The sequence below is a fragment of the Candidatus Glassbacteria bacterium genome, assembly GCA_019456185.1.
Lineage (GTDB): Bacteria > Gemmatimonadota > Glassbacteria > GWA2-58-10 > GWA2-58-10 > JAJRTS01.
In genome coordinates this window covers 29,658-42,968 of sequence record VRUH01000009.1, presented here as the reverse complement: position 1 = coordinate 42,968, position 13,311 = coordinate 29,658, and the positions used below count along the sequence as shown (strand labels likewise).

At 63.8% G+C, this 13,311-nt stretch carries 9 protein-coding genes; 2 read left to right on the top strand and 7 right to left on the bottom strand.

Features of this window, described 5'->3' with window-relative positions:
* Positions 1-85: 85 nt before the first annotated feature.
* The 7 genes from FVQ81_05230 to FVQ81_05200 form a co-directional block, all read right to left on the bottom strand.
* Positions 86-1,636 carry a leucyl aminopeptidase gene (locus FVQ81_05230; protein ID MBW7995970.1) on the bottom strand — a complete coding sequence of 517 codons (1,551 nt, stop codon included), beginning with the start codon at positions 1,634-1,636 and terminating at the stop codon, positions 86-88.
* 93 nt (positions 1,637-1,729) lie between these two features.
* Entirely contained in the window at positions 1,730-2,242 is a 513-nt protein-coding gene (locus FVQ81_05225) for a hypothetical protein (GenBank protein MBW7995969.1), read from the bottom strand.
* Between the two features lie 170 nt (positions 2,243-2,412).
* Complete coding sequence (locus tag FVQ81_05220) at positions 2,413-4,620, bottom strand: VWA domain-containing protein (protein ID MBW7995968.1); 2,208 nt, start codon at positions 4,618-4,620, stop codon at positions 2,413-2,415.
* A gap of 23 nt (positions 4,621-4,643) precedes the next feature.
* Positions 4,644-5,954, bottom strand: coding sequence for a bifunctional folylpolyglutamate synthase/dihydrofolate synthase (locus FVQ81_05215; protein MBW7995967.1), 1,311 nt, complete (start codon positions 5,952-5,954; stop codon positions 4,644-4,646).
* Between the two features lie 7 nt (positions 5,955-5,961).
* Positions 5,962-7,209 (bottom strand): DegT/DnrJ/EryC1/StrS family aminotransferase, encoded by a 1,248-nt coding sequence (locus FVQ81_05210; protein ID MBW7995966.1) that lies wholly within the window; start codon positions 7,207-7,209, stop codon positions 5,962-5,964.
* A gap of 20 nt (positions 7,210-7,229) precedes the next feature.
* The gene (locus FVQ81_05205) at positions 7,230-8,015 is read right to left on the bottom strand and encodes a radical SAM protein (protein MBW7995965.1); all 786 of its coding nucleotides are present in this window, start codon (positions 8,013-8,015) and stop codon (positions 7,230-7,232) included.
* A 7-nt stretch (positions 8,016-8,022) separates the two neighbouring features.
* Positions 8,023-9,249: a tyrosine--tRNA ligase gene (locus FVQ81_05200; GenBank protein MBW7995964.1), complete on the bottom strand. Its 1,227-nt coding sequence runs from the start codon at positions 9,247-9,249 to the stop codon at positions 8,023-8,025.
* A 225-nt stretch (positions 9,250-9,474) separates the two neighbouring features.
* Here FVQ81_05200 and FVQ81_05195 point away from each other — a divergent pair, with 225 nt between their 5' ends.
* Positions 9,475-11,583: a PBP1A family penicillin-binding protein gene (locus FVQ81_05195; protein ID MBW7995963.1), complete on the top strand. Its 2,109-nt coding sequence runs from the start codon at positions 9,475-9,477 to the stop codon at positions 11,581-11,583.
* 49 nt (positions 11,584-11,632) lie between these two features.
* Entirely contained in the window at positions 11,633-13,309 is a 1,677-nt protein-coding gene (locus FVQ81_05190) for a D-aminoacylase (GenBank protein ID MBW7995962.1), read from the top strand.
* Positions 13,310-13,311 lie beyond the last annotated feature (2 nt).

Here is a 13,311-nt window from a genome sequence, read left to right as displayed (position 1 = left end):
CCCCTCTCGCCCGGTTGAGAAACAAAAAAAAGCCGCCCCCCCGCGAGGTGGGGGACGGCCCCTGTGCTGCCATTCTGTAACGTATCTACCTGTCCGCGGCCAGGTCCTCGGCCAGGCGCACCAGCAGCCGCACGCCGTAGCCCGTGCCGCCCGGACCCTGGTAATGGCGCTTCTTCTCCGCCCAGGCGGGCCCGGCGATATCGAGATGCACCCAGGGCGTGTCGCCGGCGAACTTCTGCAGGAACAGCGCGGCGGTGATCGCCCCGCCCCAGCGTGTGGCCCCGACATTCTTCACGTCGGCGAAATCGCTCCTGATATCCTCGCGCATGTCCCCGTCCAGCGGCAGGCGGCAGAATTTCTCTCCCGACAACCCGGCGGCGGCCATCACCCGCGACGACCACGCCTCGTCGTTGCCGAACAGCCCGGCGGTCGTGGGACCCAGGGCGGCCACGCACGCGCCGGTGAGCGTGGCCAACTCCACGATCCGGGTGGCCTCCAGCCTGCCGACAGCCCAGCCCAGGGCATCGGCCAGGGTCAGACGGCCCTCGGCGTCGGTGTTGCCGACCTCGATCGTGGTGCCGTCCAGGGCGCGGACAATGTCGTCGGGCTTGTAGCTGCGCCCGCCCGGCATGTTCTCCACCGCCGCCACCACGGCTGTCACCCGCACGGGCAGCTTCAGCTCCGCGATCACTCCGATCGCGCCGATCACCGCCGCCGCGCCCGACATGTCCATCTTCATCGTGCTCATGTTGGGGCCGGTTTTGATATTCAACCCGCCGCTGTCGAAACAGACTCCCTTACCCACCAGTACCAGCCGCTCAGCGGAACTCACCGGCCCGGAGGGTTCCCAGCTCAGCTCGATAAAGCGCGGCGGGTTGGCGCTGCCGCGGGCCACCGCCAGACTGGCGCCCATCTTCTCGCGCTCCATCTCCTGCTCGTCCAGCACCCGGCAGCTCAGCCCCTCGTGACTCTCGGCCAGAGCCGCAGCCTTCTCAGCCAGCCGCTCCGGGGTCAGCTCGGTCGGGATCTCGTTGACCAGCTCGCGGGCGGCGATTACTCCGCCGGCCACGACCCTCGCCCGGCCGACCACAGCGCTCAATGCCTCGGACTGCTGCCTGAGAGCCGTTCCCCGTCCGTCGCAGAAAAATAACTCCAACTCCTCGAGTCCCGGATACGATGGGTTCTCCGCGTCCGCGCTCTTGTACTTCTCGAACCGGTACAGACCCAGCGTCATCCCCTCGACCAGCGCCCCGCAGACATCACCCGCGGCGATTCCGGCGCCGCGGGGCGGAATCCGGCAGGCCAGCAGGGCTTTGGCGGCGCTCCAGGAACGAAGGACATCGGCGGCCCTGCCGGCGGCGCGGCGGAATTTCTCGCAGTCCAGGCTGTCCTGCTCACCCAGCCCCACCAGGCAAATCCGGCCGGGCAGCCTGGCTCCGTGGACGTTGAACGTGATTACCTGGCCCGCTTTGCCGCTGAAATTTTCCTGATTCGCGGCCTCGGCAAGATGTCCGCCCATGCGACGGTTGAGCCGGGCTGCCAGCGGGTCTTTTTCCAGACTGTCCCGCACCACCGGAACTATCAGAACGGGTGCCCCGCCGCCAAGTTCCAGCTGCTTTACGATTTCGACTTTCATCCTGCCCTCCCTGATCTGCCGAGAAGCAAAACGCCTCCGGACCGTGGTCTGGAGGCGCTGTAATATCAATGATTCCTAGCGGGGGATCCGGACTCAGGGAAACCTGGATATGATCTCTTTCTTCTTTCCCCTGGCTTCATTCGCCTGCTCGTTTTTACGTCCGGCCAACTCGAGAAAAACTTTCTTTTCGTTTTCGTAGAAAATATTATCCGCGCAGTTGGTATAGAACTCCGCCTGCTCTTTCAGCGCCTCGGACATAAAATCCAGCACCCGGATCGGGTTGAAAAAATCTTCGAACAGATCCTTGAGCCTGTCGGCCGGATAAAACTTCTCGTTACGCACGGCCTGCATTTCCTTGATATAATCGTCCAGCGACTTCTCTTCCATCTCGGCAGCCGACTGTTCGTCTTCCAGCCCGCTCATCACCGATTCGAGCGTCTCCAGGTCCTCCGCCACGGCTTCCTGGATCTGGACGATAAACGTCTTGATGTCGCTCTCTTCATTTTCGATCTTGCCGGAAAACTGCTCCAGGAAACCCTGCCCGTCTTTCTCCACCTGGATCGCCAGCTTGACCAACTGGATGTCCTGACTTCTATTTTCGCTCATATGCCTTTAGACTCCGGATGTAAAATCCCTCGGTTAATCCTGCTTCGGCTTACGTACCCGGCTCCGTTTCCACGGCAGCCGTTCTTTTCCCATGCTAAAAGTCCTCTGTGGGAATCTACAAGATATCCGGCTGATAACTCTTTGTCAACACTCCGATGGGCTTATGCCGGTCAGGATAGAGCCTTGCGCCTGCGCAAAACCCACTCCGCGGCAAGCAGGACAACCAGCAGCCAGTAGATCCAGGATGTGCGCGCCAGTGCGATTACGGTAGTCACAGGTTCGGTGACCTGGTTCATGCTCCACAGCTCCCCGGCCTGCTCCACTCCCCGGACCAGCCTGCCGCCGGTAGCGGCGCACAAGGCTGCCAGCAGCGTGCTGTCGGGGCCAGGCTCGGCCAGCTCGGGACTGTACGGTTCGACAGCCAGTTCGCCGCCGGCCCTCAATGTGTCCGCTCCTGCCGAGGCTTCCGCCGTAAAATTGTAGCGTCCGGGCGGGAATACGCCGAAATCGACCGTGAACTCTCTCTCTCCGCCAGCCAGTGAAACCGTGCGCACAGCCAGCGTGTCCAGCGATCCCGTGCCGCCGGTCTGCCAGAGGAAAGCCCGCACGACTGTTCCGGTCTCCACCGGTTCCTCGCTGATCGTACCCTCAAGCCTCACAGGCATGCCCCTGCTCAGCACCTCGCGCTGGGGAGCCAGAGCCAGCGGCGATTTCTTTTCCGCAGAGGTCAGCCAGTCGGCCAGTTCCCGCCACATCCTGAAATACAGGGCGGCCTCTTCCGGGTCACTCAGTTGACGCTGCATGTGCCAGCGCCACAGTCCCTGGGCGGTTACCAGGGCGCAGCGCACCCCGTCGGTGGGCCGTACCGACAGCACGGGGGGACCCTCGCCCGCCAGCGGACCCCGGCTCCCGGCGCGGCCCAGCACCTCGGCCGAACGGGCCAGTTGAACTCCGCGGTAAACAGTTGTCAGCGGCGGAAGGCCGTCGATTGCGCCGCCGCCAGCGAGAGCGTCGAGCACGCCGTACCGGTCTCTGGTCAACAGACGGGCCGGAGTCTGAGGAGCTTCCACCGGCACTATCGCGCCTGCACCCGGAGCCGACGGCAGCAGGGAAGCCAATCCGGAAGGAAGCGCTCGCGGATTGAAATCACCGGCGGGCCAGACAACCAGCGCGAATGCGCCCTCCCCGGCCCGGGCGGCCAGCCTGTCGAGCAAACTCCTGCCGAACTCGTGAATTTTTCCGTGGAGAACCACCAGCGCGGTTTCAGCGAGTTCCGCGGCCGCGGGCATTCCGCCCGGGCGGAACCCCCGGCCGGCTTTACTGCGGCGGATACCGTTTTCAAGCGCCAGGACCATCTCAACCTCCCAGTCCTCGTTTGCCGCCAGCGCCCTGGCGGCAAATGTCAGGTCCCAGTCCGGGGAGTTGGAAACCAGCAGGAACGTGCGGCGGCTTTTGCGGACCCGTAGACGGAACAGGCGGCTGTTGTTGAGCGCGCTCCATTCTTCCCCGCCCCCGCGAATCTCCGCCCGCAGCCAGTAATCGCCCGCCTCCGGAGCGTCAAAAGTCACCCGCGCAGAATTCATTCCCGCGCCCTCGCCGGCCAGCGTCACCCGCCGCTCCGCCACCTTGCGCCCATCGAGAAACACATCCACAGCCGCCAGACCGCGAACCTCGCCGGTGCGCGCAATTGTCAGCTCCAGCTCGACCTCACCGTCCTCATACGCCGGGGCGACCTGTTCGATTCCGGTCAGGGCCAGGTCGGCCACAACCGGCCGGCTGCCGATCAGCACCGCGTCCACCCTCATCCCGCTCACACCCGGGACAGCCAGCGGATCGATGCCGGCGTTAACCATCCCGTCGCTGATCACCACAACCCTGTCCCAACCGGGTCCTGCGCCGGACCGAAGCTGTTCCAGCGCTCCGGCCAGGTCGGTGCGGTCCTCGAGATTGCGCTCGTCCAGCCCGGCCTCGCCCTCCAACTCTGCAAGACCACGCCCAAAGCCGAATATTGTTACCGTTGTATCCCGAGCGGTGGCAAGCATCCCGGAGAACTCCCTGGCAGCATTCAACCTGCTGTCGGCGCTCTCGCCCGGCCGGGACGACACGGGCAGGAGCATGCTGGCCGACCGGTCCACCAGCACGGCCAGCCGCTCGGGACGGTTTCGCTCCGTGCTGAGAGCCACCAGCGGCTCCAGCACGAGCAATCCCAGCAGCAGCACGACAACGCTCCGCAGTCCGGCCAGCAGCAGGCGGTAACCGGCGCTCAGCGGCGGATAGGTCCGGCGGTAAGTCCACCAGACCACGACCATCACGGCCAGGGCCACGACACTGGCCGGCCACATGGCGGCATGCCTGATATTTAACACCAGTTCGCTCAAGAAAACTCCGTACCCTGTAATGCTCAGGGTTCAATTCCCAGTTCCGCCATCGCGGCGCCCACCGTGTGGAACGAGCCGCAGACCACCACCGGGCCGTTATACTCGCTTGCCAGCTCCAACGCCTCGGCCATCCCGGCGCAGATTTCCCCGGCCAGACGACCCCCTGTCAGATCCTCGAGCGCAGAGGCCATCCGCGACGGCTCCGCCGCACCGCTCTGGGTATCCGCCGTACCGAAATCGACGCAGGGGAAAATGAACGCGCCGGCTACGGACAGCAGGTGCTCCAGGAAATTGCCGAAATCCTTGTCGCCGGCCATCGCCGAGACGACGGTGACCTCCTGGTCCGGAAATACGAGTTCCAGGTTCTCCCTGAGCTTGGCCGAAGCCGGCGGGTTGTGCGCCACGTCGAGCACCAGTTCCGTCTCCCCCGGACCTGTAACGCGCTGGAACCGTCCCGGCCAGCACAGGCCGGACAGTCCGTTCGTCAGCGCCGCCGGATCAACACTTATACCCAAGGCGGCAAGCGTAAGTTCGGCGGCACGGATCCCCAGGCAGACATTGCGAACAGCCTGCCTGCCCACTAACGGCACATCGATTTCAGACAGTTCTGCGGCAGGGGACTTGTAACTGAACCGGCTGCCGGAACCGTCTCCCGCCAGCATTTTCCAGTTCACTTCGTTGTCGAACAGCCGCAGGTCTGCGCCGGCGCGGACGGCTTCTGAGCGAATCGCCTCGAACGCCTCGACACGGTTCTCCCCGCAGATCAGCGGCACACCTTTCTTTGCGACCCCTCCCTTTTCGGCGGCGATCTCGGCCAGCGTATCGCCCAGGAAGCGCGTATGCTCCAGGCCTATCGAGGTTATCAGGCTGGCGCCGGGGTTCAGCACATTGGTAGCGTCGAACCTGCCGCCCATTCCCACCTCGACCGCGGCAGCCTCTGCCCCTGATTTGCGAAACCAGTCGAACGCCATGGCGGTGACCACCTCGAAAAAGGTCACCCGGTTCGCCTCGAGATAATCACGGTGGCGCTCCACCCAGGCTGCGACGAACTCCCCCGGCACCTTATCGCCATCCACCCGCACGCGCTCCCGCATCGAAACCAGGTGGGGGCTGGTATACAAGCCGCAGCGCACGCCGTGCGCGCGCAGGACCGCGTCGACAGCCGCCGCGGCGGTACCTTTACCGTTGGTGCCGGCTATGTGACAGGAAACGAACTCGCGGTGGGGGTTTCCCAGTTCTTCCAGCAGGCGGGTCACTTTTTCCAGACCCAGCTTGACACCGAATCTCTGCAGGCCGAACAGCCAGTCGGCTGCCTGCTGGAAAGTCATCGGCATGGAAAACTCAGTTCAGAAGTTCTCCGTGGTGACGGCTGATTTTGCGCACCGCCTCCACGATCTGCTCAAGGCCCTCGGCGCCGGCCAGCAGAAGGTTCTGCAGCAGCCAGACAGCTTCCTCGCCGCAGGCCCGCTCGGACACGGGACAATCGAACTCCCCATAGTCGAGCGGCTTGCCGCGGAAAGAGTGGCGCACCACCAGGTCGAACGGGCCGACATTCTTTTCCAGCAGCACCGGCTGGCGGTAGACCGGGATAAAATAGCCGCCGTGGGCCGGACGGATGCCCTCGGCGTTGAGCGCCCGGACAAACAGCTCCTTGCTCAGGCCGCCGAACGCCTCGGGGCGGTAGCGGATCACGAACAGGTGGCAGCTTGTGGCGGTCACGTAGTCCGGCAGGAGCAACGGATCAATCCCGTCAATTTCGCCCAGGGCCTTCCGCAGAAAGGCGGCCGATTCCTGTCTGCGGCGCAGCAGCTCGCCGTAGCGCTCGAGCTGGGCCAGGATCACCGCGGCCTGGAGTTCGCTCAGACGGTAATTGCCGCCGAGCAGGTGATGTTCGTGCCAGGCCCCGCCCCTGGTGCGTCCGCAGTCGACCAGGCTGGTGCAGCGCTCGGCCAGCTCCTCGTCGTCGGTGACAATCATCCCGCCCTCGCCGGCGGTAATATGCTTGCTGCTCTGGAAGCTGAACGTACCCATCGCGCCGACAGCCCCCACCTTGCGGCCGCGGAATTCGCTGCCCCAGGCCTGGCAGGCGTCCTCGACAACCACCAGATCGTGCTGGTCGGCGATCCGCCCGATTGCGTCCATCTCCGCGGGCAGTCCGGCGATATGCACCGGCATGATCGCGCCGGTATTCCCGGTGATCGTTTCCCGCACCGAGGCCGGGTCGAGCGTGTAGGTGTCCGGGTCGATATCGGCGAACACCGGGATCATGTTGGCTTCCAGCACGGCGGTGACGCTGGCCACGAACGTGTAAGCCGGGACGATAACCTCGGCTCCGGCCGGCAGTCCCGCGGCGATCAGGGCCGTGCGCAGGGCCGTGGTGCCGCTGGTGGTTGCGACCCCGTGGGCTGCGTCCTGGTAGGCGGCGAATTTCTCCTGCAGGCTCAGCACCCTGTCTCCGCCGGCCATCCCCCACTCGCCGCTGTTGATCACGCCGGCGGCGGCCTCCAGTTCGCTCTCGTCCCAGACCGGCCAGCGGGGGAACTCGTCCTCGCGTACCGGCCTACCGCCGTTGATCGCCAACTCAGCCATATCGACTCCGGGTTTTGCGCTTACTGATGGTTGTCAGGAAAAAATATCTGCACGTTGGCAACCGGCAGCCGCTCTTTCACCAGCTCGGAAATTTCCCGCAGGCGCGCGCTGCTCACCGGCTGCAGGGCACTGTCGGCGGGCCTGCGGTCAAACGTGTAAAGCTGCACCGCTTCAGGCCGGAGCGTCACAAGATGGCCCAGCCAGGCCGAGACCTCGCTGTCGGTGGCATTATCGGCAGGTTCGCCCACGAACAGGGACTGGATTTCGAGGTGCTCCAGCTTGCCCAGGCCGTCCAGAATCTTGGCCAGCTTCACACCGGGCCGCGGCCGGTTGATCCGCTCGAATGTCTTCTGGGTGCCGGCGTCGAGTTTCATGATCGGGCGCTCCAGCAAGCTGAGGCCGGAGCGCACTTCCGTGCTGCCGACAGTCGAACTGTTTGACAGGATACAGACGGGTACGCCCTCGCAGTACATGTCCCGCTGGCGGACCACCACCTCGCAGATTTTACGGAACTGCGGGTGCAGGGTCGGCTCACCGTTGCCGGCCAGGGTGATTGCATCGATTTCAGGGCGGCCCGGCAGCGCCTCCATCAGCGCCATCGCCACCTTGCCGGGGGCCGGCAGTTCCTCCATGTCCACGTGCCAGCGCTCCTGCTGGGTCGGCGTGAAGCCGTACTGGCAGTAGAGGCAGTCGAACGAGCAGACCTTGTGCCTGGTGGGCAGGATATTGACGCCCAGCGAAACACCCAGCCGGCGGCTGTTGATCGGCCCGTAGATAATATCCTGCTGCAGAGGCCTGGATTCCATTGTCCGATCAGTCCTCGGTGAAAATCACCCTGGCGAACCGTCGCTTGCCTACGCGGACGAAAACGGTCCCCCTGGGCTCGAGTTTGTGATCTGTGTTTCCCACTTTCTCGTCGTCGATAGTGACCGCGCCCTGGCGGATCATCCGGTTGGCCTCGCTGGAGCTGGAGACCAGGCCGATTTTCCGCAGCAGGCCCGGCAGCCACACCGGCTCGCCGCCGGCGCTGATCCTGTGTTCCGGCACATCCTCCGGGCGGTCTTTCTGCACGAACACGCGTTCGAAATGCGCCCGGGCCGCAGCCGCGCCGTCGTGGCCGTGGTAGAGCGCGGTAACTTCCAGGGCCAACTCGTGCTTCAAATCGCGCGGTTTGGCCTCAGCGCTCGTCAACTCTTCCCTGATCTGTTCCAGGCGCTCCATGCTGACCCGGCTGACCAGCTCGAAATAGCTGTGGATCAGCTCGTCCGGGATTGACAGCAGCTTGCCGTACATCTCCTCTGCCTTTTCATCGATCCCCACGTAGTTGCCGTAGCTCTTGCTCATCTTCATCGTCCCGTCCGTGCCCACCAGCAGGGGGACGGTCAGCACCACCTGCGGCTCCTGCTTCCAGTGGCGCTGAAGTTCCCGGCCCACCAGCAGGTTGAACTTCTGGTCCGTGCCGCCGAACTCCACGTCGGCCTCCAGCGCCACCGAGTCGTAACCCTGGAACAGGGGGTAGAGGAATTCGAGGATCGAGATCGACCGGCCTTCCTCGTAGCGCCTGGCGAAATCGTCGCGCTCGAGCATCCGCGCCACGGTATGCAGTCCGCACAGTTCGAGCACGCCCTCCACGCCCAGCTTGCCCAGCCAGCGGCTGTTGAAATCGACCACGGTTTTCTCCGGGTCGAGGATCTTGAAGACCTGTTTCTTGTAGGTCTCCGCGTTTTCCAGCACTTCCTCGCGGGTCATCCGCTTGCGGGTCTCGTTGCGGCCCGTGGGGTCGCCGATCATCGCGGTGAAATCGCCGATCAGGAACACGACCCGGTGGCCGAGCTGCTGAAAATCGCGCAGTTTCTGGATACTGACCGTATGACCGAGATGGATATCCGGGGCGGTAGGGTCGAACCCCTGCTTGACAGTCAGCGGTTTGCCGTCCTCCAGCGAGCGGGTCAGTTTTTTCTCCAGTTCCTCCTCGCTGATTATTTCCTCCAGCCCGCGGCGGATAACGTCCATCTGTTCGTTTAACGGTGGAAAAGCCATTGAGAAACCTGGTCCTTTGCGGGCTGAGCGCATTCCGGGCAAAAGCGGCTAATATCCTATAATAGAGTCAGTTAATTAACACCCGGCAAGCCAAAACGCAAGTCATTTCTGGCTTTAAATAAGGCACTGACAAATGACCGGCACACCTTAAGAGCTTGCCATAATTAGCGTTATATTTTATCTTGCTGGCTGGCTGAAAGAACCGTAACCAACTGACGGAATTCCATGATGGCCGATCGGGACGAAAATCAGGAAAACGGCGCGCCGCGGGCAAACAACCTGTTCAAGATCGTGATGCTGGTGGTGGTCAGCACGATCTGTTTCGGCCTCGGGATGGGTTACCAGCTCTTCCGTTATTTCGAATCCGGGCTGCCCTCGATCGCCAAGATGGAGCTCGAACCGCCAAACCTGGTCACCCGCGTGTTCGCCAGGGACTCCAGCCTGCTTGCCGAGCTGTACACCGAGCGCCGCACACCGGTTGCGCTGGACATGATCCCCGCCGAGCTGAAGCAGGCGCTGATCGCAGTGGAGGACCGCAAGTTTTACAGCCACTGGGGCATCGACATCTGGGGGATCATCCGCGCGCTGTATATCAACCAGGTATCCGGCCAGATCCGCCAGGGCGGCAGCACGATCACCCAGCAACTCGCCCGCGAGCTGTTCCTCACCCGCGAGCGTACCTACACGCGCAAGATCCGCGAGGCGATTCTCTCCTGGCAGATCGAGCGGACCTACACCAAGGACGAAATTCTCGAGCGTTATTTCAACCAGATCTATTTCGGCAGCGGAGCCTGGGGAATCGCCGAGGCAGCCCGGACCTATTACGACAAGCAGGTCGATAAGCTTGACCTAGCCGAGTGCGCGCTGATGGCCGGTCTGCCGAACGCACCCAGCCGCAACAGTCCGCTCAACAGCCCGGAAAACGCGATGGAGCGGCGCAACTGGGTGCTGACCTGCATGGCTCAGACCGGTGCGATTACCCAGGCGGTGGCCGATTCGGTGAGCGGCATCCCGATCCGTGTCAACCCGGTCAGCCGTGAAAGCTGGAAAGCTCCCTATTTCGTGGACTATGTCCGCGGCAAGCTCCTGGGCGACTACAGCGAGGACGAGCTGTACCATCGCGGCCTGCAAATCTACACAACGCTCGACCTGTCGATGCAGCAGGCCGCCGAGAAATATCTCGAGGAGCAGATTCAGCTGATCGAAAGCGGCCAGATCAGGCCGTTCAACCACAAAACGCGGCGCGAGGTAATCGGCGATGACAGCCTCTCGGTGCGGGAGTTGACCGAGACTGAGTATCTCCAGGGTGCACTGGTTGCGATGGACCCGGGCGACGGGGGAGTGAGGGTGATGGTGGGGGGGCGGAATTTCTGGGAGAGCAAGTTCAACCGCGCCGTCCAGGCCCTGCGCCAGCCCGGCAGTGCGTTCAAGCCGTTCGTCTATACAGCGGCGATCGACAACGGGATCCCCGCCTGCCAGGTGGTGGAGGACAGCCCGATCGCTATCGAGCAGGCCGACGGCACACTCTGGCGGCCCTCGAACTACACGGGCGAGTTCCGCGGGGCGATCACCATGCGCGCCGGGATAATCAGCTCGATCAACCTGGTGGCGATCAAGACCCTGATGACTGTCGGCGCGGAAACCGTGGCCGCCTACGCCCGCCGGATGGGAATTACCACCCGGATCCCGGCGGTGGAGAGTATCGCCGTGGGCAGCGCCGATGTCTACCCGATCGAGCTGGTGAGCGCCTACACCACTTTCCCCAACCTCGGCGTGCGGGTGGGGCCGATGACTATTACCGCCATCACTGACCGCAACGGGAACCTGGTCCGCCGCTACCGTCCCATGCGCGAGGAGGTCCTGGGCAAGCAGACCGCCTATATCGTGCTCGATATGATGCGCAATGTGGTCGATTTCGGCACCGGCGCCGGCACGCGACGGCTGGGGTTCACCCTGCCGGCAGGCGGCAAGACCGGCACCACCAACAACTACACTGACGCCTGGTTCGTGGGCTACACCGCCGACCTGGTCTGCGGCGTGTGGATCGGCTTCGACCAGCCGCGCCGGATTGTCAACCGCGGCACCGGCAGCGTGCTGGCCGTGCCTGTCTGGGCCAATTTCATGCGCGACGCTCATGAAGGGATGACCGAGCTGCATGAGTTCCCCGCTCCCCCCGAGGGCCTGACCACCAGGCTGGTCTGCAAGAGTTCCGGACTGCTGGCCACCCGTTTCTGCCCCGAGGACCGGGTTTATACCGAGATGTTCAAGGTGGGCACCGAGCCCGCCGACTACGAGGAGTGCTACGTGCACAAACCCTCGATATACTCCCGCTGACTCAGCGCGGGAAAAGCCTCGTACCCACGAACGGAGAAAGGAGCACCCGATGACCCGCTTCACCCTGCTGACAGCCCTGACCGCCTGCCTCGCTCTCGCCTGTTCAAGTCCCCCCCGCTACGACATTATCATCCGCGGCGGAACGATTTACGACGGCTCCGGCGCACCGGGATACACCGGCGATCTGGCGGTTGTGGATGACACTATCGCCGCGGTGGGCCAGCTGCCTGAGGGCGCGACAGCCGGGCTGGAAATCGACGCTGCCGGAAAAGCGGTCAGCCCGGGGTTTGTCAACCTGATGAGCTGGGCCAACGAGTCGCTGATCGAGGACGGCCGGAGCAAGAGCGACATCATGCAGGGCGTAACGCTCGAGGTCACCGGCGAGGGAGAGTCGATGGGGCCGCTGACCGAGGGGATGAAACACGAAATGAAGGCCCGCCAGGGCGATATCCAATACGATATCGAGTGGACCTCGCTGGCCGGCTACCTCCAGTTCCTGGAGGACAAGGGTGTCTCCTGCAACGTCGGCTCGTTTATCGGCGCGGCCACTCCGCGGATTTACGTAATCGGCTACGAGGACCGCCCCCCCACCGACGAGGAACTGGAGCGGATGTGCGAACTGGTGGAGGAGGCGATGCGCGAGGGAGCGATGGGCGTGGCCAGCTCGCTGATCTACGCTCCGGGCTTCTACGCCGAAACCGACGAGCTGGTGGCGTTGTGCAAGGCGGCCGCCAAGTACAACGGCCTCCACACTTCCCACCTTCGCTCGGAAAGCTACGGGCTGCTGGATGCGCTCGACGAGTTCCTGAGAGTGGTCCGCGAGTCCGGGATCCGCGGCGAGGTGTTTCATCTCAAGGCCGCAGGCGAGGACAACTGGCCCAAGCTGGCCCAGGCTATCGAAAAGATCGAACTGGCCCGGGCCGAGGGGCTGCATGTCACCGCCGATGTTTACACCTACACCGCCGCCAGCACGGGACTCAACGGGGCCATGCCGCCCTGGGTGCAGGAAGGCGGCCATGACCGGTGGGTGGCAAATCTCAAGGACCCCAGCATCCGCCGGAAAGTCGCCGATGAGATGAACCATCGCGGCGAGGACTGGGAAAACTTCTTCGACCTGTCTGGTTCGGACGGCTGCCTGGTGGTGGGGCTCCAGCAGGATTCGCTCAAGCCGCTGACCGGCAAGACATTGACCGAGATAGCTGAAATGTGGGATGTCAGCCCGGCCGAGGCCGCGATGGATCTGGTGGTGAAGGATAACAGCCGGGTGCAGATGGTCTATTTCGCAATGAGCGAGGACAATATCCGGCTCAAGCTCTCCCAGCCCTGGGTGGGTATCTGCAGCGACGCCCTCTCTGCCGCTCCCGAAGGGGTGTTCCTGCTCTCGAGCACGCACCCCCGGGCCTACGGTTCCTACGCGCGGTTCCTGGGCCGCTATGTCCGCGACCAGCAGGTGGCTCCACTGGAACAGGCGATCCACCGGATAAGCGGCCTGACCTGCGAAAACCTGGGCCTGACCGACCGCGGTCTGCTGGCTCCGGGCTATTTCGCCGACGTGGTCGTATTCGACCCGGCCACTATCCGGGACAACGCCACCTACGAGGAGCCGATGCAGTTCGCCACCGGAGTCGAGTATGTGCTGGTCAACGGTACGCCGGTGGTCGCCGCGGGGGAGCATACCGGTGCCACTCCCGGCCGGTTCGTGCGCGGGCCGGGCTATCAACCGTAATT

Excerpts from the sequence above, each read along its gene's own strand:
- FVQ81_05205 (MBW7995965.1), bottom strand. The coding sequence starts at position 8,015 with ATGGAATCCAGGCCTCTGCAGCAGGATATTATCTACGGGCCGATCAAC.
- FVQ81_05195 (MBW7995963.1), top strand. The coding sequence starts at position 9,475 with ATGATGGCCGATCGGGACGAAAATCAGGAAAACGGCGCGCCGCGGGCA.
- FVQ81_05225 (MBW7995969.1), bottom strand. The coding sequence starts at position 2,242 with ATGAGCGAAAATAGAAGTCAGGACATCCAGTTGGTCAAGCTGGCGATC.
- FVQ81_05230 (MBW7995970.1), bottom strand. The coding sequence starts at position 1,636 with ATGAAAGTCGAAATCGTAAAGCAGCTGGAACTTGGCGGCGGGGCACCC.
- FVQ81_05210 (MBW7995966.1), bottom strand. The coding sequence starts at position 7,209 with ATGGCTGAGTTGGCGATCAACGGCGGTAGGCCGGTACGCGAGGACGAG.
- FVQ81_05190 (MBW7995962.1), top strand. The coding sequence starts at position 11,633 with ATGACCCGCTTCACCCTGCTGACAGCCCTGACCGCCTGCCTCGCTCTC.
- FVQ81_05200 (MBW7995964.1), bottom strand. The coding sequence starts at position 9,249 with ATGGCTTTTCCACCGTTAAACGAACAGATGGACGTTATCCGCCGCGGG.
- FVQ81_05215 (MBW7995967.1), bottom strand. The coding sequence starts at position 5,954 with ATGCCGATGACTTTCCAGCAGGCAGCCGACTGGCTGTTCGGCCTGCAG.